Source organism: Arenimonas sp., from assembly GCF_036275555.1.
Taxonomy (GTDB): Bacteria; Pseudomonadota; Gammaproteobacteria; order Xanthomonadales; family Xanthomonadaceae; genus Arenimonas.
The window spans coordinates 234782-253436 of record NZ_DASUDO010000037.1 but is presented as its reverse complement, the minus strand read 5'-3'; the positions used below and the strand labels follow the sequence as shown (position 1 = coordinate 253436).

General features: G+C 70.9%; 19 protein-coding genes. 8 read left to right on the top strand and 11 right to left on the bottom strand.

The window, feature by feature from the left end; all coding sequences use genetic code 11:
* Positions 1-35 precede the first annotated feature (35 nt).
* Positions 36-713 (bottom strand): protein-L-isoaspartate(D-aspartate) O-methyltransferase, encoded by a 678-nt coding sequence (locus VFV21_RS10470; RefSeq protein ID WP_329669362.1) that lies wholly within the window; start codon positions 711-713, stop codon positions 36-38.
* Complete coding sequence (gene surE, locus VFV21_RS10465; RefSeq protein WP_329669361.1) at positions 710-1489, bottom strand: 5'/3'-nucleotidase SurE; 780 nt, start codon at positions 1487-1489, stop codon at positions 710-712. The genes VFV21_RS10470 and surE overlap by 4 nt, the downstream gene beginning before the upstream one ends.
* Before the next feature lie 90 nt (positions 1490-1579).
* Here surE and VFV21_RS10460 point away from each other — a divergent pair, with 90 nt between their 5' ends.
* Positions 1580-2161, top strand: a complete 582-nt coding sequence (locus tag VFV21_RS10460) for a Smr/MutS family protein (protein ID WP_329669360.1) — start codon at positions 1580-1582, stop codon at positions 2159-2161.
* A 4-nt stretch (positions 2162-2165) separates the two neighbouring features.
* Here VFV21_RS10460 and truD read toward each other — a convergent pair whose 3' ends face one another.
* From truD to VFV21_RS10425, 7 genes are all read right to left on the bottom strand, one after another.
* Complete coding sequence (truD, locus tag VFV21_RS10455; protein ID WP_329669359.1) at positions 2166-3194, bottom strand: tRNA pseudouridine(13) synthase TruD; 1029 nt, start codon at positions 3192-3194, stop codon at positions 2166-2168.
* A complete protein-coding gene (gene ispF / locus VFV21_RS10450; protein ID WP_329669358.1) occupies positions 3191-3673 on the bottom strand; it encodes a 2-C-methyl-D-erythritol 2,4-cyclodiphosphate synthase in 483 nt (160 codons plus the stop codon). The genes truD and ispF overlap by 4 nt, the downstream gene beginning before the upstream one ends.
* An 88-nt stretch (positions 3674-3761) precedes the next feature.
* Positions 3762-4448 carry a 2-C-methyl-D-erythritol 4-phosphate cytidylyltransferase gene (gene ispD, locus VFV21_RS10445; RefSeq protein ID WP_329669357.1) on the bottom strand — a complete coding sequence of 229 codons (687 nt, stop codon included), beginning with the start codon at positions 4446-4448 and terminating at the stop codon, positions 3762-3764.
* On the bottom strand, positions 4445-4783 hold the full coding sequence (ftsB, locus tag VFV21_RS10440) for a cell division protein FtsB (protein ID WP_329669356.1): 339 nt from the start codon (positions 4781-4783) through the stop codon (positions 4445-4447). The genes ispD and ftsB overlap by 4 nt, the downstream gene beginning before the upstream one ends.
* A gap of 10 nt (positions 4784-4793) precedes the next feature.
* A complete protein-coding gene (gene eno / locus VFV21_RS10435; protein WP_329669355.1) occupies positions 4794-6080 on the bottom strand; it encodes a phosphopyruvate hydratase in 1287 nt (428 codons plus the stop codon).
* Positions 6081-6254: 174 nt separating this feature from the next.
* A complete protein-coding gene (gene kdsA, locus VFV21_RS10430; protein WP_329669354.1) occupies positions 6255-7088 on the bottom strand; it encodes a 3-deoxy-8-phosphooctulonate synthase in 834 nt (277 codons plus the stop codon).
* A gap of 3 nt (positions 7089-7091) precedes the next feature.
* The gene (locus VFV21_RS10425) at positions 7092-8807 is read right to left on the bottom strand and encodes a CTP synthase (protein ID WP_329669353.1); all 1716 of its coding nucleotides are present in this window, start codon (positions 8805-8807) and stop codon (positions 7092-7094) included.
* Between the two features lie 175 nt (positions 8808-8982).
* Between VFV21_RS10425 and parE the strand changes: the two genes are divergently transcribed.
* The 7 genes from parE (at position 8983) to VFV21_RS10390 (ending at position 16593) form a co-directional block, all read left to right on the top strand.
* On the top strand, positions 8983-10872 hold the full coding sequence (gene parE, locus VFV21_RS10420; RefSeq protein WP_329669352.1) for a DNA topoisomerase IV subunit B: 1890 nt from the start codon (positions 8983-8985) through the stop codon (positions 10870-10872).
* A 366-nt stretch (positions 10873-11238) separates the two neighbouring features.
* Positions 11239-11811: a hypothetical protein gene (locus tag VFV21_RS10415; protein ID WP_329669351.1), complete on the top strand. Its 573-nt coding sequence runs from the start codon at positions 11239-11241 to the stop codon at positions 11809-11811.
* A gap of 88 nt (positions 11812-11899) precedes the next feature.
* On the top strand, positions 11900-12538 hold the full coding sequence (locus tag VFV21_RS10410) for a hypothetical protein (RefSeq protein WP_329669350.1): 639 nt from the start codon (positions 11900-11902) through the stop codon (positions 12536-12538).
* The gene (locus tag VFV21_RS10405; RefSeq protein ID WP_329669349.1) at positions 12535-13002 is read left to right on the top strand and encodes a hypothetical protein; all 468 of its coding nucleotides are present in this window, start codon (positions 12535-12537) and stop codon (positions 13000-13002) included. The genes VFV21_RS10410 and VFV21_RS10405 overlap by 4 nt, the downstream gene beginning before the upstream one ends.
* Complete coding sequence (locus tag VFV21_RS10400) at positions 13002-13796, top strand: hypothetical protein (protein ID WP_329669348.1); 795 nt, start codon at positions 13002-13004, stop codon at positions 13794-13796. Before VFV21_RS10405 ends, VFV21_RS10400 begins: the two co-directional genes overlap by 1 nt.
* Positions 13793-15769, top strand: a complete 1977-nt coding sequence (locus tag VFV21_RS10395) for a carboxypeptidase-like regulatory domain-containing protein (protein WP_329669347.1) — start codon at positions 13793-13795, stop codon at positions 15767-15769. Before VFV21_RS10400 ends, VFV21_RS10395 begins: the two co-directional genes overlap by 4 nt.
* Positions 15766-16593, top strand: coding sequence for a hypothetical protein (locus tag VFV21_RS10390; RefSeq protein ID WP_329669346.1), 828 nt, complete (start codon positions 15766-15768; stop codon positions 16591-16593). The genes VFV21_RS10395 and VFV21_RS10390 overlap by 4 nt, the downstream gene beginning before the upstream one ends.
* Here VFV21_RS10390 and hutG read toward each other — a convergent pair.
* Together hutG and VFV21_RS10380 are read right to left on the bottom strand one after the other, a co-directional pair.
* Positions 16590-17375 carry an N-formylglutamate deformylase gene (gene hutG / locus VFV21_RS10385; protein WP_329669345.1) on the bottom strand — a complete coding sequence of 262 codons (786 nt, stop codon included), beginning with the start codon at positions 17373-17375 and terminating at the stop codon, positions 16590-16592. The two genes, VFV21_RS10390 and hutG, sit on opposite strands and share 4 nt — an antisense overlap.
* Positions 17372-18640, bottom strand: coding sequence for an NAD(P)/FAD-dependent oxidoreductase (locus tag VFV21_RS10380; RefSeq protein ID WP_329669344.1), 1269 nt, complete (start codon positions 18638-18640; stop codon positions 17372-17374). The genes hutG and VFV21_RS10380 overlap by 4 nt, the downstream gene beginning before the upstream one ends.
* Positions 18641-18655 lie beyond the last annotated feature (15 nt).

Sequence of the window (18655 nt, the reverse complement as noted above, 5' to 3'; positions counted from 1 at the left end):
CGGCGGGCGGGACGCGGTGGCCGGGGCGACCTCACTCAGAGTGTCCCGGGCAGCAGGGGGACGAAGACGACGCCGCCGAGGTCTTCCTGCACCAGCGCGCCGTCGATGCGGCGCACGCGCAGCAGGCGCTGGCCGCCGGCGCCGCCGATCGGCGCGACCAGGGTGCCGCCTTCGGGCAACTGGTCGAACAGCGCGGGTTCGAGCGCGGCGGCGCCGGCGGTGACGATGATGCCGGGGAACGGCGCGTACTCGGGCCAGCCGGCGCGGCCGTCGTCGTGCTTGGTGCGGATGTTCAGGCCGAGGTTGCGGAAGCGGCGGCGCGCGACCCGCAGCAGCTCCTCGATGCGCTCGACGCTGTAGGTTTCCAGCCCGAGCGTGGCCAGCACCGCGGCCTGGTAGCCGGAGCCGGTGCCGACCTCGAGCACGCGCGCGGGCAGGCCGTGTTCGATCAGGGCCGCGGTCATGCGCGCCACCACCCAGGGCTGGGAAATGGTCTGGCCGTTGCCGATCGGCAGCGCGGTGTCTTCGTAGGCGCGGCTGGCGAGGGCCTCGTCGATGAACAAATGCCGCGGCACGGTGCGCATCGCGGTCAGCACGCGCTCGTCGCTGATGCCGCCTTCGGCGCGCAGGCGCTCGATCATGCGGTCGCGCGCGCGCGGCGAGGTCATGCCCAGGCCGTGGGCAGCCGGCTGGGTGTGGAAACGAGGGGTCATGCGCTGGGCTTCATGCCTTCGCCGAGGCCGCCGACCCAGCTGGCCACCTTCTCGAGGGCCTGGTAGCGGGTGAGGTCGACGTGGATCGGAGTGATCGAGATGTGGCCGGTGCGCACCGCGTGGAAGTCGGTGCCGGGGCCGGCGTCCTGCTCGGGCCCGGCCGGGCCGATCCACCAGAGCGGGCGGCCGCGCGGATCCACCTGCTCGATGCAGGCCTCGGCGCGGTGGCGGTGGCCCAGGCGCGTGACTTCGTAGCCGCGCAGCTGCTCCCACGGCAGGTCGGGAACGTTGACGTTGAGGATGGTGTCGGCCGGCAGCGGGTCCACCAGCAGGCGCGCGGTAATCTCGAGCGCAGCGCGGGCGGCGGTGTCGTAGTGGCGGCCGGAATGCTCGCTCGTCACCAGCGACATCGCCACCGCGGGCAGGCCCAGGAAGCGGCCTTCCATCGCCGCGGCAACCGTACCGGAGTAGATGACGTCGTCGCCGAGGTTGGCGGCGGAGTTGATGCCGCTGACCACGATGTCCGGATCGTCGGCCAACAGGCCGGTGAGCGCGAGGTGGACGCAGTCGGTGGGCGTGCCGCCCACGCGCCAGACGCGGTCGCCGAGGTCCTTGACCCGGATCGGCGCGTCCAGCGTCAGCGAGTTGCTGGCGCCGGAGCGGTCGCGGTCGGGGGCCACCACGGTCACGTCGTGGCCCGCGGCCCTCAGGCCTTCGGCCAGCACCCGGATGCCCGGGGCTTCCACGCCATCGTCATTGCTAACCAGTACGCGCATTCGGGGTCCCGCGGAAAGTCCACATGATAGCGGATGCGCCCGCGCCCGCGGCCACCTTGCCATCACCGCGGCGCGGGTTAGTCTTCCCCCATGAAGCGCAAGCCGCCCCGCCCGCCCGCCGTGGCCCCCGAAGACGTCGCGCTGTTCCGCGAGGCGATCGGCGAAGTGCGGGAAATCGCGCCGCCGCCGCCCGCACCCGAGCGCCCGCGGCCGGCCCCGGTGCCGCGCATGCAGGCCCGCGACGAAGCCCTGGCGCTGGTCCAGTCGCGCACCGCCAGCTACCTGGAGGCCACGATCGATGCCGCCGAGGCCCTGGCCTGGCGCCGCGACGAAGTCCCGGAGAAGGTGCTCAAGGCGCTCAAGCGCGGCCAGTACAGCCTGGGCGGCGAGCTCGACCTGCACCAGCTGCGCGCCGTCGAGGCCGAGCGCTGGCTGCGCGAGTTCCTGCACGAATCCCGGGCCCTGGGCCACGCCTGCGTGCGCGTGATCCACGGCAAGGGCCTGCGCACGGCCGAGGGCGGCTCGGTCCTCAAGGCCATGGTGGACCGGATGCTGCGCCAGCGCGCCGACGTGCTGGCCTTCGCCTCCGCGCCCGAGGCCATGGGCGGCACCGGCGCGGTGCTGGTGCTGCTGGCGAAGAAGCGGCCCGGCGAGCGCCTGGGCCTGGGCTGAGGGCTCAGCGGCCGCCGCTGGCGTCGGTGACCGCGCCCAGTTCATCCAGCAGGCCGGTGGCGTAGGCGCCGGGCGCCAGCGCGAAGCGCAGCTCCAGTTCGTCGGCCGCCGGCCACTGCCACTGCAGGTCGTGCACGCGCACGCGCAGCGCGCGGCGCTCCTGCTTCATGCCGGCGGCCTCGAGCCCGGCGCGCAGGTCGGCGAAGGGTTCCACCGCCGCGTCTTCCAGCGCCCGCACGGCATCGCGCGAGCGCAGTTCGCCCAGGCCCCACTGCGGGCCGGTCGGGTGGATGTCCTGGGCCGCGGCGCGCGCCCGCGTGGCCTCGTCGATGGGCTCGGGGCCGAATACGCTCTGGCTGCCGTCGAGCATCCACACTTCGCCCGCGTCGCCGCTGGCCCAGGTGCCGGCCGCGATGCGGGCCGCGAGCACTGCGTTGAAGATTTCCGAGCGCGCGGCCGACAGGTAGATCGAGCGCTGTTCGCGCGGCACCCGCTGGCCGGCGAACATCCGCCGCGCGGCCTCGACGTTGTCGCCTTCGCGGCCGAAGCGCTGGGCGCCGAAGTAATTCGGCAGGCCCTGCACTGAGATCCCCTGCAGGCGCCGCTCGATGTCGCCGCGGTCGCCGGTGACGTCGCGCAGTCGCAGCACGAAGCGATTGCCCTTCAGTGCACCCTTGGGCAGCTTGCGGTTGTGCCAGTGCGAGGCCAGCACGCACAGGTCGTCGGAGACGAGCTCGTCGAGGGCCGGCGCCACGCGCTTGGGGAAATGCACCGAAAACCGCTGCCGGGTGACGGCGTGCCGGTCCTTCATGCCGGCGTAGCCGACGCCCATCTCGGGGATGCCGGCCCAGCGCGCGATGCGCTTGGCGGCGAAGGCGGTGTTCATGCCGCGCTTCTCGACGGTGAGCAGCAAGTGCTCGCCCTCGCCGGTCGGCTCGAAGCCGTCGATCTCCTCGACCTGGAAATCCTCGGGCGCGACCCGGAAGCGGGCCTGCAGCACCGGCGCGCCGTGGGCGCGCGGCAGCCCGCTCACGCGCGCACCAGCAGCGCCACCGCCGTCGCGGCCAGGCCTTCGCCGCGGCCGGTGAAGCCCAGCTTCTCCGAGGTGGTGGCCTTCACGCTCACGGCATCGACGTCTACGCCGAGATCCTCGGCGAGGTTCGCGCGCATCGCGGCGGCGTGCGGCGCGACCTTGGGCCGCTCGCACACCACGGTGACGTCGGCATTGCCCACCGCCCAGCCGCGCTCGGCCAGCAGCGCGCGGCAGTGGCGCAGGAACTGCCGACTGTCCGCATCCTTCCAGCGGTTGTCGGACGGCGGGAAGTGCACGCCGATATCCCCCAGCGCCAGCGCGCCCAGCAGCGCATCGCACAGCGCATGGATCACCACGTCGCCATCCGAATGCGCCACCACCCCGCGCTCGTGCGCGATCCGCACGCCCCCGAGCACGACATGGTCGCCCTCGCCGTAAGCGTGCACGTCGTAACCCTGGCCGATGCGGATGTCTTTCATTGTTTTTCTTCAGCCACTGATGAACACGGATAAACACGGATGAGGACAAATGAATCTGTGTTCATCTGTGTTCATCCGTGGCAAAAAATCAGGTTCCACTCGAGAGCAGGAACTCAGCCAGTGCGAGGTCGGCGGGGGTGGTGATCTTGAGGTTGTCTTCGCGGCCTTCGACGAGGCAGGGGCGCAGGCCGAGGCGTTCCATGGCCATGGCTTCGTCGGTGGGGCGAAGGCCGGCGCGCAGGGAGGCTTCGAGGGCCCGGGTCAGGCCGCCGCGACGGAAGAGCTGCGGCGTCAGCGCGCGCCAGAGATGCTCGCGCGGCTCGGTGGCCTGGCTCTTGCCGAGGTCGTCGGCGCGCTTGAGGGTGTCGCGCACCGGCGCCGCCAGCAGCGCGCCCACCGGGTCGGCTTGGCCGATCAGCAGCAGGCGCGCCAGGTCTTCCGCGCGCAGGCAGGGCCGCGCGGCGTCGTGCACCAGCACCCACTGGTCGGCGTCCACCGTGCCCGGCAGCGCGTGCAGCGCGGCCAGCACCGAGTCGGCGCGCTCGGCGCCGCCGACGCAGGTGAGCACCGGCTTGCCCCCGATCTCGCGCCAGCCGGGCCAGTCGGCATCTTCCGGCGACAGCGCCACCACCACGCCGTCGACGTCGTCATGGGACAGCACCGCGCGCAGGCTGTGCTCGATCACCGTGCGGCCCGCGAGCGACAGGTACTGCTTGGGGCGTTCGCCGCCGAAGCGCGTGCCCCGGCCGGCCGCGGGCACGATGGCCCAGGTCATTCCGCGTCCCCGGCGGCGGCGTCGCGGGGCGCCTCGGCCGCCGGCGGCGGCGCGCCCGCCGGTTCCACCACGCGGTAGAAGGTCTCGCCGGGCTTGATCATGCCCAGCTCGCTGCGGGCGCGGTCCTCGACCGCGGCTTCGCCCGACTTCAGGTCCTCGACCTCGGCCGACAGCGCGTCATTGCGCTGCTGCAGCCGCGCGTTCTCGCGCCGCTGGTCCGCCACCCGCTCTTCCAGCACCCGCGCCTCGCCCAGCGCGCCCTCGCCCCACCACAGCTTCAACTGCAGGCCCGCGAGGACCAGCAGCAGTAGGGCGAAGGGCCACCAGCGGCGCAAGGGCGTCGGCTCAGCGCTTGAGGCTGGTGAAGGCGTCGCGGCCGGCGTAGCGGGCCTGGGCCCCCAGCGCTTCCTCGATGCGCAGCAGCTGGTTGTACTTGGCCACGCGGTCGCTGCGGCAGAGCGAGCCGGTCTTGATCTGGGTGGCCGTGGTGGCGACCGCGATGTCGGCGATCGTGGTGTCCTCGGTTTCGCCCGAGCGGTGCGAAACGATCGCGGCGTAGCGGTTCGCGTCGGCCATCGCGATGGCCTCCAGCGTCTCGGTCAGCGTGCCGATCTGGTTCACCTTGATCAGGATGGCGTTGGCCACGCCCTGCGCGATGCCGTCCTTGAAGATCTTCGGGTTGGTCACGAACAGGTCGTCGCCGACCAGCTGCACCTTGCCCGAAAGGCGCTCGGTGAGCAGCTTCCAGCCGGCCCAGTCGTTCTCGGCCATGCCGTCCTCGATCGTGATGATCGGGTACTGCGCGCTCCAGCCGGCGAGGAAATCCACGAACTGCTCCGGCGACAGGCGCTTGCCCTCGCCCACCAGGTTGTACTTGCCGTTCTCGAAGAACTCCGAGCTGGCCACGTCCAGGCCCAGCAGCACGTCTTCGCCGGCCTTGTAACCGGCCTTGCCGATCGCCTCGAGGATGACCTCGATCGCTTCCTCGTTCGAACGCAGGTCCGGCGCGAAGCCGCCCTCGTCGCCGACCGCGGTACCCAGGCCCTTGCCCTTCAGCACGGCCTTGAGCGAATGGAAGACCTCGGTGCCGCAGCGCAGCGCCTCGGCGAAGCTGTCGCAGCCCACGGGCAGCACCATGAATTCCTGCATGTCGACGTTGTTATCGGCATGCGCGCCGCCGTTGATGATGTTCATCATCGGCACCGGCAGCGACACGGCGCGACCGCCGGCCAGGTGCTGCCAGAGCGGCTGGCGCTTCGACGCCGCGACTGCGTGCGCGTTCGCCATCGACACGCCCAGCAGCGCGTTCGCGCCCAGGCGGCCCTTGTTCTCGGTGCCGTCGAGGTTGATCAGCTTGGCATCGAGGCCGGCCTGGTCGGCGCCATCGAAGCCCTTGATCGCATCGGCGATCGTCGTGTTGACGTTGGCCACGGCCTTGCGCACGCCCTTGCCCAGGTAACGGCTCTTGTCGCCGTCGCGCAGCTCCACCGCTTCCTTGGTGCCGGTGGACGCGCCCGAGGGCACCATCGCGCGGCCGAAGCTGCCGTCCGCGAGCGTGACCTCGGCTTCGAGGGTGGGATTGCCGCGGCTGTCGAGGATCTCGCGGGCGTGGACTTTGCTGATCGTGGTCATTTTGGCTCTGGGGGTAGTGGTAGGGCTTCTTTTTACGCGGATTTACGCGGATGAACGCGGATAGAGCAACAGCACGGGTGGTGGATTCCCCAAGGACGTCACGGCTGGCGAAAAACAGACTTCAATGCTTTTTCCCTATCCGCGTCCATCCGCGTAAATCCGCGTCAACAAATCTCAGCTTTGGCTTTCAAGGAATCCAGACCGCTTGGCAACGCGATCGAGCGCCAGCAGGGTCGTGAGCAGCGCCTCCATCTTCGGGAGCGGCCAGGCGTTGGGGCCGTCGCTGAGGGCCTTGTCCGGGTCGGGGTGGGTTTCCATGAAGAGGCCGCTGATGCCGACGGCCACCGCGGCGCGCGACAGCACCGGCACGAACTCGCGCTGGCCGCCGCTCTTGCCGCCCATGCCGCCGGGCAGCTGGACGCTGTGGGTGGCGTCGAACACGACCGGGCAGCCGGTGTCGCGCATCACGCTCAGCGAGCGCATGTCGGACACCAGGTTGTTGTAGCCGAAGCTGACGCCGCGCTCGCAGGCCATGATCTGCGTGTTGCCGGTGGCGCGCGCCTTGTCGGTGACGTGCTTCATCTCCCAGGGCGAGAGGAACTGGCCCTTCTTGATGTTCACCGGCTTGCCGGCGCTGGCGACCTTCTGGATGAAGTCGGTCTGGCGGCACAGGAAGGCTGGCGTCTGCAGCACGTCCACCACCGAGGCCACTTCGTCCATCGGGGTGTATTCGTGCACGTCGGTGAGCACCGGCACGCCGAGCTGGCGCTTCACTTCGGCCAGCACCTTCAGGCCCGCTTCCATGCCGGGGCCGCGGAAGCTGGTGCCCGAGGTGCGGTTGGCCTTGTCGAAGCTGGATTTGAAGATGAAGTGGATGCCCAGCCGGCCGGTGATTTCCTTGAGCTGGCCGGCCACGTCGACCTGCAGCTGCTCGGATTCGATCACGCAGGGGCCGGCGATCAGGAAGAAGGGCTGGTCGAGGCCGACCTTGAAGCCACAAAGATCCATGGGTTAGTTGCCTCCTGTAGGAGCGGCTTCAGCCGCGAATGCCGCGGACTCGCCGTAGAGCTTCGGGCCTGAAGGCCCTCCTACCTGGGAGCGGGCCTTGTGGTCGCGGGCGGCGCGGATGAAGCCAATGAACAGCGGATGGCCGTCGCGCGGCGTGGAGAGGAACTCCGGGTGCGCCTGGCAGGCCACGAACCACGGATGCGACGGCAGCTCGATCATTTCGACCAGCAGGTCGTCCATCGACTTGGCGCTGATCACCAGGCCGGCGTCCTCGAGCTGGGTGCGGTAGCGGTTGTTGAACTCGTAGCGGTGGCGGTGGCGCTCGCCCACCACGTCCTTGCCGTAGATCTCGCGGGCCTTGGTGCCGGGCTTGAGGCGCTGGTCCTGCAGGCCCAGGCGCATCGTGCCGCCGAGGTCGGACTTCTCGTCGCGGCGCTCCACTTCGCCGCTGGCGGTGCGCCACTCGGTGATCAGGCCGATGACCGGGTGCGCGCAGTTGCGGTCGTTCTCGGTGCTGTTGGCGCCGGCCAGGCCCGCCACGTGGCGGGCGAAGTCCACCACCGCCGCCTGCATGCCGTAGCAGATGCCGAAGTACGGAATGCCCTGTTCGCGCGCGTGCTTGACCGTGAGCACCTTGCCCTCGAAGCCGCGGTCGCCGAAGCCGCCGGGCACGAGGATGGCGTCCACGCCGGCCAGCACCGACACGCCTTCTTTCTCCACCTGCTCGGACTCGAGCCACTTCAGGCGCACGCGGGTGCGCTGGCGCAGGCCGCCGTGCTTGAGCGCCTCGGACAGCGACTTGTAGGCGTCCTGGTGGTCGATGTACTTGCCGACCACGGCCACGGTGACTTCATCCACAGGATGCTCGACCGCGTCCACCACCGCCTGCCACTCGGACAGGTCGGCGGCCCTGGCCTTGTCTTCCAGCCGCAGGCGCTCGACCGCGATCTGGTCGAGCTGCTGGCTGTGCAGCCACAGCGGCAGCTTGTAGATGTTGTCCACGTCCACGCAGCTGATGACGGCCTTCTCGTGCACGTTGGTGAACAGGGCGATCTTGCGGCGCTCGGAGTCCGGCAGCGGCTTTTCGCTGCGGCAGACCAGGATGTCGGGCTGGATGCCGATCGAGCGCAGCTCCTTCACCGAGTGCTGGGTGGGCTTGGTCTTGAGCTCGCCGGCGGCCGCGATGTAGGGCACCAGCGTGAGGTGCATGAAGATGGCCTGGTCCGGGCCGCGCTCGGTGCGGATCTGGCGGATGGCCTCGAGGAAGGGCAGCGACTCGATGTCGCCCACGGTGCCGCCGATCTCGACCAGGCCGACGTCGAAGCCGTCGGTGGCCTCGAAGATGGCGCGCTTGATCTCGTCGGTGATGTGCGGGATAACCTGCACGGTGCCGCCCAGGTAGTCGCCGCGGCGCTCCTTGCGGATCACGTTCTCGTAGATGCGGCCGGTGGTGACCGAGTTCTTGCGGCTCAGGCGCACGCGCAGGAAGCGCTCGTAGTGGCCCAGGTCGAGGTCGGTCTCGGCGCCGTCGTCGGTGACGTAGACCTCGCCGTGCTGGAACGGGCTCATGGTGCCCGGGTCCACGTTGATGTAGGGATCGAGCTTCATCATGGTCACGCGCAGGCCGCGCGCCTCCAGGATGGCGGCCAGCGAGGCCGCGGCGATGCCCTTGCCTAGCGAGGACACCACGCCACCGGTAACGAAGATAAGACGAGTCATGGGATGTGGGGGCGCTGGAAAACCGCATTCTACCGGCTCGGCCGCCCCGGGGCGAGAAACTTTTTCGCATCAATGACTTGAAACCGCGGCCCGGCGGCCCCGCCTTGACCGACCGGGGCGCGACGCCCATCCTGCGGGCCTCCCGCCGCCCTGCCCCACCCGAGCCCACCCCCGGATGAACACCCGCTACAACGCCGCCGACATCGAAGTCCTCTCGGGCCTGGACCCGGTCAAGCGCCGGCCCGGCATGTACACCGACACCACCCGGCCCAACCACCTGGCCCAGGAAGTGATCGACAACTCGGTGGACGAGGCGCTCGGCGGCCACGCAAAGACGGTCGAGGTCACGATCTTCGCCGACGGCAGCTGCGAGGTGATCGACGACGGCCGCGGCATGCCGGTCGACATCCACCCGGAAGAGAAGATCCCAGGCATCGAGCTGATCATGACCCGCCTGCACGCGGGCGGTAAGTTCAGCGGCAAGAACTACACCTTCTCCGGCGGCCTGCACGGCGTCGGCGTGTCGGTGGTGAACGCGCTGTCCAGGCGGGTCGAGGTGTTCATCCGCCGCGAAGGCCAGGAGCACCGCATGGAGTTCCGCGACGGCGACCGCAGCTCGGCGCTAGAGGTCGTGGGCACGGTGGGCAAGCGCAACACCGGCACGCGGCTGCGCTTCTGGCCGGACCCGAAGTATTTCGACACGCCCAAGTTCGCGGTGAAGGCGCTGCGCCACCTGCTGCGCGCCAAGGCCGTGCTCTGCCCCGGCCTGACCGTGAAGCTTTACGACGAAGCCACCGGCGAGCGCAACGAGTGGTTCTACGAGAACGGCCTGCGCGACTACCTGCGCGGCGAACTGGTGGGGCGCGAGCTGCTGCCGGCCGACCTGTTCGTGGGCCACGTGGCCAAGGACACCGAGGTGGTGGACTGGGCCGTGGCCTGGGTGCCCGACGGCGAGCTGGTGCAGGAGAGCTACGTCAACCTGATCCCGACCGCGCAGGGCGGCACCCACGTGAACGGCCTGCGCTCGGGCTTCACCGACGCGCTGCGCGAGTTCTGCGACTTCCGCAACCTGCTGCCGCGCGGCGTCAAGCTGGCGCCCGAGGACGTCTGGGACCGCGTCAGCTACGTGCTCAGCATCAAGATGACCGACCCGCAGTTCAGCGGCCAGACCAAGGAGCGCCTTAGCTCGCGCCAGGCCGCGGCCTTCGTCGAGAACGCCTCGCACGATGCGTTCTCGCTGTGGCTGAACCAGCACGTCGAGGCCGGCCTGCAGATCGCCCAACTCGCCATCGATCGCGCCTCGGCGCGGCTCAAGACCGAGAAGCAGGTCACCCGCAAGAAGATCACCCAGGGCCCGGCCCTGCCCGGCAAGCTGGCCGACTGCATCAGCCAGGACCTGGGCCGCACCGAACTCTTCCTGGTCGAGGGCGACTCGGCCGGCGGAAGCGCCAAGCAGGCCCGCGACAAGGAGTTCCAGGCCATCCTGCCGCTGCGCGGCAAGATCCTGAACACCTGGGAAGTGGAGTCGGGCGGCGTGCTGGCCTCGAACGAAGTGCACGACCTGGCCGTGGCCATCGGCTGCGACCCGGGCGTGGAGAACATCGACGGCCTGCGCTACGGCAAGGTGATCATCCTGGCCGACGCCGATTCCGACGGCCTGCACATCGCCACCCTGCTCTCGGCCCTGTTCCTGCGCCATTTCCCGGCGCTGGTGAGGGCCGGCAACATCTTCGTGGCGATGCCGCCGCTGTTCCGTGTGGACGTGGGCAAGCAGGTCTTCTACGCGCTGGACGAGGAAGAGAAGCGGATCCTGCTCGACCGGATCGAAAAGGAGAAGATCCGCGGCCAGGTCAACGTCACCCGCTTCAAGGGCCTGGGCGAAATGAACCCGGTCCAGTTGCGGGAGTCGACCATCCATCCCGACACCCGGCGGCTGGTGCAGCTGACGGTGGACGACGCCGAGGAAACGCGCTCGCTGATGGACATGCTGCTGGCCAAGAAGCGCGCCTCGGACCGCAAGGCCTGGCTGGAAGCCAAGGGCGACCTGGCCTCGCTCGAGGTCTGAGCCGCCGGCCCCGTCGGCCGGCCCGCGCCGGCGCCCGGTCGAAACCGTGACCCAGTCACCAGAAATGTGACGCATCGCGTCACATTTCGCGTCCGTTCGTTCCTGAATTCGAGCCGCTCGTCGGTCCCGACAGGCGGCGCCGGCCAGTGCTGCGCCTGGCCCGCGTCGGCCGCCAACCTTCACAAATGTGACGCAATTGGCATTTCCGACGCCCGCCCGGCGCTCCGCCGACGCGGCGGCACGGTTGGCACGCTTCCTGCTTCCACCCTCCTGCCCGCAACTGCGCGCCCCTGGTCGGCCCTCCGGCCCGGATTGTCCAGACACACCAAACCAACGCCTTCCGGCGCTAACCAAGGAATCCGCATCATGAAGAACGTCCGTGCCATCCGAGGCCTTGCTCTGACCAGCCTGGCGTCCCTCGGCCTGATCGCTGTCACCCCGGCCTTCGCCGAGTCGCAGTTCGTCACCACCGGTACCCCGACCGTCGCCAACGCCCGCCTGAACTTCCAGGTCAACGTGCCGCGCTTCCTCGAATTCCGCGTCGGCTCGGCCAATGCCGTCGTCGACACCGTCGTCTTCGACGTGGCCGCCGCTGACGTCGGCAACGCCGCCGCGCCGGTCGCCGGCGACATCACCGTGGACGTGGCCCTGCGCGGCAACGGCGGCGCCATCTCCCTGAGCGCCGACACCTCGGCCGACCCGCTCAACAGCGGCGCCGACACCATCCCGTTCAGCGCCATCTCCACCACGCTCGACGCCGGCACGATCAACGCCCCGGTCCTGACCGACGGCGCCAGCGCGCCGGTCGCGGTCGCGGTCACCTCCGGCACCCGCGTGACCAACCGCACGGCCACCTGGTCGTACGAGTTCAACAACGCCGCCGTGTACGGCGCCGGCACCTACGCCGGCCAGGTCGTCTACACCGCGACCATGCCGTAAACCGCGTGGGCGGACCCCGGTCCGCGACGTTGTGATGAAACGAGGGGCGGCGCCTCGCCGCCCCTTTCCTCCGCCACGGAGTGATCCCATGAACCGCATCCGCAAGACCACGGGAGGCCTGCTCCTGCTTGCCACCCTGCTGGCCTGCCAGGGTGCGGCGGCCTATCAGGCCAACATTTCCGCCGACTCGCGCGCGCTGTACCTGCGGGTCGGCACGGGCTCGATGACCTCGGCCCTGAGCTACAACCAGGGCGCCCGCCCGGTGAACAACACCACCGTCCAGACCGTGCTCGTCAACGTCCCCGCCGGCCAGATCGGCAACGGCAACGACCTGCAGATGACCGGCAACGGCGACCTCGTCAGCCACATCGACAACTATCTTTTCTGCAACCCCGGCCAGATCTACATCGGCGCCTTCTTCCGTCGACCGACCGGCGGCGGCGGCAACAACAACGCCACGGTCACGGCCAACTACCCGGCCAACCTGAGCACGCCCGGCGGCGACACCATCCCGATGTCGCAGATCCGTTGGGTCAGCAGCGGCAACGGCGATGGCCCCTTCCAGCCCTTCGCCAGCGGCTCGTTCACGGGCAGCGGCCAGCAGGTGGCTGCCTTCGGCCGCAACCAGTGGAACGAAAGCTGCCTCACCTTCTTCTACGGCAACGACCAGGTGGTCGCGGCCGGCAGCTACACCAACACCGTCACCTACACCCTGAGCGCGCCGTGATCCGGACCCTCGCCCTCGCCGTCCTGCTGCTCCTCGCGCTGCTGCCCGCGCCGGTCGCCGCGCAGGCGTATCCGGTCGACGACTCCGCCAGCCAGGTGCTGGACGGCAACGTGCGCATGCGCTGGGACGACCCGGTGCCGCGCCCCGGGGCCGCCTCCACCATGACCGGCCGGATGACGGTGATCGTGCGGCTCGACGTGTCGCCCTGGCTGGGCCGCACCGGCCGCATCTACAAGAAGCTGGCGCCCCAGGTGCAGGCCCCGGTCCGCGCACAGTGGACCTCGCGCGGCGTGCTGCAGCCGGGCCAGCTGCGCGACGGCGAGCGCACCCTCGTCTACGCCGGGCCGATCATGACCGCGACGCTGGAGGACACCCTGCAAGTCACCCTGCAGGCCGACGGCGATCGCCTGCCCGATCATTCCCGCCTCGAGTTCACCTTCGAGATCGAACTGGAGCCGCAGTAATGAGCCTCGCCGCACGCATCGCCATCGCCCTGCTGGCCCTGGCCGGCGCGCTGCCGGTGGCGGCGCAGGGCTTCGCCGTGCAGGTGGCGCCGCCGCGTTTCGAGGAAACCGCGAAGCCGGGCACCGTGCACCGCAACGTCATCGAGGTCACCAACAGCAGCGACGCCGAAGGTCGCTTCCGGCTCAAGACCGCCGACTGGACGCTGGCGCCCGACGGCTCGGTGCTGTTCTCGGACGCCCTGGCCGAGGGCAGCTGCCGGCCCTGGGTGGCGATCGAGTCGGCCAACCTGGTGGTCGCACCGAACGCGCGCCGCCGGTTCCGCTTCGAGGTAGCGGTGCCGGCCGACGCCGCCGACGGCCAGTGCCGGTTCGCGCTGGTGGTCGAGGGCGAGCCCGAGCTCAAGCCCGATGGCTCGATGCAGGTCAACGGCCGCATCGCGATCATCGTCTACCTCACCATCGGCAACGGCGCGCCGGTGCTGACCCTGGTGGAAACCCAGGTGCAGTCGGTGCAGGGCCGCGACCTGCCGGTGGTCCGCATCCGCAACACCGGCAACGCGCACGCGCGCCTGGCCGGCTTCCTCGACGCCATCGGCAGCGATGGCCGCCGACTAACCCTGCTGCCGTCGGCCGATCCGATCCTGCCGGGCGCCACCCGCGATATCCCGCTGATTCCCGTCGCCGAAACCGCCGACGCGCCGGAACCCGTCCTCAGCTTCCCGCTGCGCCTGAAAGGCCGCCTGGAATCGCCGCCGCTGCGCCTGGACATCGATTCGGACGTGGCGAAGCAGTGAGGCCCTCGCTTGCCATCCAGCCGCTGGCGCTCGCCATCGGCCTGTCGCTTGCGCTTGCCGGCCAGGCGTTCGCGCAGGACACGGGCGAGGAAGGCGCGCCGGCCTACCAGGACCGCATCATTCCCTCCGACCAGCTCGCGCCGCTGCCCGAGGACGAAGGCGAGGCCTTCGATGCCGAGGGCCTGCCCCGCTCGCTCGACCTGCAGCTGCTGGTCAGCCGCACCGAGCGCGGCCCCGAGACCTTCAACGAGCAGGGCCTGACGGTCGGTGGCTTCTGGGAAACCCTCGACCACGGCAGCCTGTCGCTCGATGCGACGCTGCTGCATGCCGATCGCGACCGCAACCAGGACGGCAATGGCTGGGGCGGCACCGCGACGCTGTGGCAGCGCGGCCTGTTCCTGGACGGCGGCTGGCGCGGCGACAATGGGCTGGGCGTGCTCAACACCGCGCTGCCGACGCTGGCGCGCGACCAGTACCGATTCCTGCTGCCCAGCGTTCCCTTCGCCGGCGTCAGCACCGACTGGCGCCAGGCCAGCCGCGGCCTGCAGCTGATGGGCTCCTACGGTCGCGGCGGCGTGTTCGACGGCGCGCGCGTGGTCGGCTTCGAGCGCTCGGATGGCGATGTCGCCAGCCTCGGCGCGCAGTGGGACTGGGCGCCCGGCTGGACCGGCGCCGCGACCGCGCTGGCCACCGACGGCCGCCTGGTGCCCGGCGGCGACGGCGGCGTGCAGATCGAGGACAACCGCACCCGCGCCGTGCTGGTGAGCAACGGCTGGCGCAGCGCCACGCAATCGCTGACCCTGAACCTGCAGTCCAGCGGCGGCGATCCGGCCAGCGCGCTGGGCGCCTGGCTGGACGGCCGCGCCGACCAGGGCCGCTACCAGCACCGCTACGGCCTGTTCCGGCTCGAGCCCGAACTGGCCTGGGGCGCGCTGCCGATCGCCAACGACGCCGAAGGCGCCTACTACCGGCTCAACTATTCCTACGCCCGCTGGAACTGGAACGCCGGCCTCGACCACATCCGGTCGGTCTCGGGCCGCAGCTTCGAAGGCCTGTACGGCAACTTCTACGGCCGCTACCAGGCCAGTACGCGCCTGGGCTATGGCGGTGGCCTGAACGTGCGCGATGCCGACAGCGGCACCGCCTACAGCACCCAGCTGTTCGTCGACCAGCTCAACCGCTGGGGCCAGACCCGGCTGCAGTGGGATTTCGTCGACAACGGCACCGCCGGGGGCGACAGCTGGGAGGTCAAGCTCGACCACACGCTGCCCTTCAAGCCGGGCCAACGGCTGTCGATGTCGCTCAACCACGGCTCGCTTTCCTATGCGGGCGAAGCGGCCACCCGCACCACGTCGGTGTCGCTCAACGGCGGCATCGAGTTCACCCCGCGCCTGAGCCTGGACGGCAGCGCGCGCTACGGTCGCGGCACCGGCCCGGGCGCCTTCCGCGGCACCGACCTCAACCTCAACCTGGCCTGGCGCTTCGCGCGCGAGTGGTCGCTGGTCGGCAGCATCTTCGAGAACCGCGGCGCGCGGCGCTCGCCCTTCATCCTCGATCCGCTCGCACCCGACACCTTCATCGACATCCCGCGCGACCGCTCGCTGTTCCTGAGCCTGCGCTACCAGCACCGCGCCGGCACTGCCTCGGGCGTGCTCGGCGGCCCGCCGGGCAGCCCGGTCGGCAGCATCACCGGCAGCGTCTACCTCGACGACAACGGCGACGGCCAGCGCGCGGCGTCGGAACAGCCGGCCGCGAACGTCACCGTGCTGCTCGACGGCCTGTACGCCGTGCGCACCGACAGCAACGGCGAATTCACCTTCCCGCGCGTCGCCGTCGGCGCCCACGTGGTCACCGTGGTGCCGGACAACCTGCCGCTGCCCTGGTTCGTCGACGAAGAACTCGATCGCCGCGCGGTGGACGTCAGCGTGCGCGACCAGCAGCGCGTCGACATCGGCGCGAGGCGCCAGCGATGAACCACGACAAGACGTCCCTGCTGGTCCGGCTGGTCGGCCTGGCGGTCGCCGCGGCGATCGCGGTGGGCCTGCAGGCGAGTGAGCGCGCCAGCGGCGGCGCCGATCTCTACGGCTATACCCTGGTGGAAAGCCCGATGGGCCCGACCTGCGGCTACGACTACGTCGACCTGGGCGAGCACGCCGAGGTGCTGGCGCTGCAGCCCGGCCATCCGGCGGCCGCCAGCGACGATTTCGCCGCGGTGCTGCCGCTGGCCGAACCCTTCGAGTTCTACCAGCTGCCCAACGAGGCGCTGGTGGTGTCGGCCAACGGCTACCTGGCCGCGGCCGGCTCGCTGGCGCAGGAGGACGGCGCCGACTTCAGCAACGACTGCCGCCTGCCGGCGCGCGCCGACAACGCCGCGGCGGTGCAGGACCGCGTCTACGTCTACCACGACGACCTGCGCGCCCAGGCCGGCGGCCACGTCCGCCACGCCTACTTCCCGGCCTGCCCGCGCGCGGCCGCGAGCGGCGCGGACGAGCCGTGCACGGTGGTCGAGTGGAACCGCTTCGAGCGCGCCACGGCGCTGGCGAGCAGCCAGCCGCTGCGCGCACAGGCGGTGCTCTACCACCGCAGCCATGCGATCGCGCTGCAGTACGCCTCGGTGGACGACAGCCGCGCGGCGCAGGCCACCATCGGGCTGCAGGGACTGGACGGCCGCACCGCGCGCCTCGCCGGCTGCGACCTGCCCGACCGCGTGACGCCTCGCCAGGCGGTGTGTTTCTTCGACCCGCGCCATCGCCCGGCCAGCGCCCGGCGGCTCGTCGCCGGCGCGGCGCTTCCCTAGCCGGCGGAGGCCATCCCGGCACGCAGCAGCGCCGACAGCAGCGGCTGCAGGGCCGCTGCCTTCGCCTCGTCGTAGCACACCGCGTCCTCGTCCATGTAGGTGGGCTGCGCCAGCTCGAGCTGCACGGCGTCCACGCCCTGCGCGGGGCGACCGTAGTGGCGGGTGATGTAGCCGCCCTTGAAGCGGCCGTTGGCCACCCAGGAATAATCCGACTGCGCCGCCAACACCGCCTCGAGCCGCGCCTGTACACCGGGCGCGCAACTGGTGCCCGCCGCGGTGCCCAGGTTGAGGTCGGGCAGCCGGCCTTCGAACAGGAAGGGCACGGTGCCGCGGATCGAATGGCCTTCCCACAGCAGCACGCGGCCGTGGCGTTCGCGCAGGCGCGCGAGTTCCGCCGCCAGCGCGTCGTGGTAGGGCCGCCAGTAGGTTTCCACGCGCGCCTGAACTTCATCCACGCCGGGCGCCTGGCCCGGCAGGTACACCGGCTCGCCGTCGAAGCGCACCGCCGGGCACAGGCCGGTGGTGTTCTGCCCCGGGTAAAGCGACACGTCATCCGGGCGACGATTGAGGTCCACCACGTAGCGCGAATAGCGCGGCACCAGCACCGAGGCGCCGAGCGCGCGCGCGAACGCATAGAGCCGGCTGACGAACCAGTCGGTGTCGGGCACGGCGCGCGCCGCCGGCAGCAGGCGGGCGGCGATGTCGGCCGGCACCTCGGTGCCGTCGTGCGGCAGGCTCACCAGCAGCGGCGCGTCGCCCCGATGCAGGGTGCAGGCGCTCATGCGCCGCGGCCTTGGAAGCGCGAGGGGGCGTAAGGCGCGGGGTCGACCGGCGGCGACCGGCCCAGCATCAGGTCGGCCACCAGGCGCCCGGTGCCGGCGGCCATGCCCATGCCCATCATGCCGTGGCCGGTGGCGAGCCACAGGTTGCTGTGCTTGGGCGAACGGCCGATCAGGGGCAGGTCGTCGACGCACATCGGGCGCCAGCCGCACCAGGTCTCGCGCTTCGCGCCGCCCGGCGGCGAGGCCAGGTACTCGGCGGCGCCGCGCTCGAGCGCGGCGAGGCGCGTCGGGTTCAGGCGATCGTCGTAACCGCTGAATTCCATCGTGCTGCCGAGGCGCAGGCCGTCGTCCCAGGCAGTGACGCAGACGCTGCGCTCCTTGAGCACCAGCGGCCGGCGCGGCACCACGGCCGGGCGGTCGTAGGTGATCGAATAGCCTTTGCCGGGCTGCACGGGGATGTCGAGCCCGAGCATCTGGCCGAAACGCGGCGACCACGCGCCCATCGCCAGCAGCACCTTGCCGCCGCTTCGCCGGCCCTCGCTGGTCTGCACCGCGTCGATGCCGTTGCGGCCGCGCTCGAGCCCGCCCACCAGCACGCCCTCCTCGATCACGCCGCCGGCCTCGCGCACGATGCGCGCCAGCTCCGCGGTGTAGCGGTCGGGGCGCAGCTGGGCGTCGCCGGGGAAATGGATGGCGCCGGCCATGCCGGGCCGCAGCGCGGGTTCGTCGGCCGCGAGCGCGGCGCCGTCGAGCACGCGGGCCGGGATGCCGAGCTCGGCCAGCAGGCCCAGGTCGCGCTGCTGTTTCTCGAGCGCGCGCGCACTGCGGAAGACGTAGTGGAACCCCGAGGCCTCGAAGCCGCAGTCCAGGCCCTGGCCGTACACGAGGTCCTCGGTGAGCGCGCGCGAGAGGTTGAGCAGCGCGCCCTTGGCCACGCCGCTCTGGCGCCAGTCGGCGGCGTTGCAGCGGCCGGCCACCCGCATCAGCCAGCGCATCAGCGCCGGGTCCCAGCGCGGCTTGATGTAGAGCGGCGCCGACGGGCTGAGCATCCAGCGCAGCGCCTGCCCGACCATGCCCGGCGCGGCCAGCGGCGGCGCGTGGCTGGGCGTGAGCGTGCCGCAGTTGCCCCACGAGGCCCCGCCGCCGACCCGTCCCTGGTCGAGGATGCGCACCGAGCGGCCCTCGGCCAGCAGGTAGTGCGCGCAGGCCAGGCCGATCACGCCACCGCCCAGGATCAGGACATCCGCATCGCCGCTCTCGTTCATGCCCGTAGTTTACCC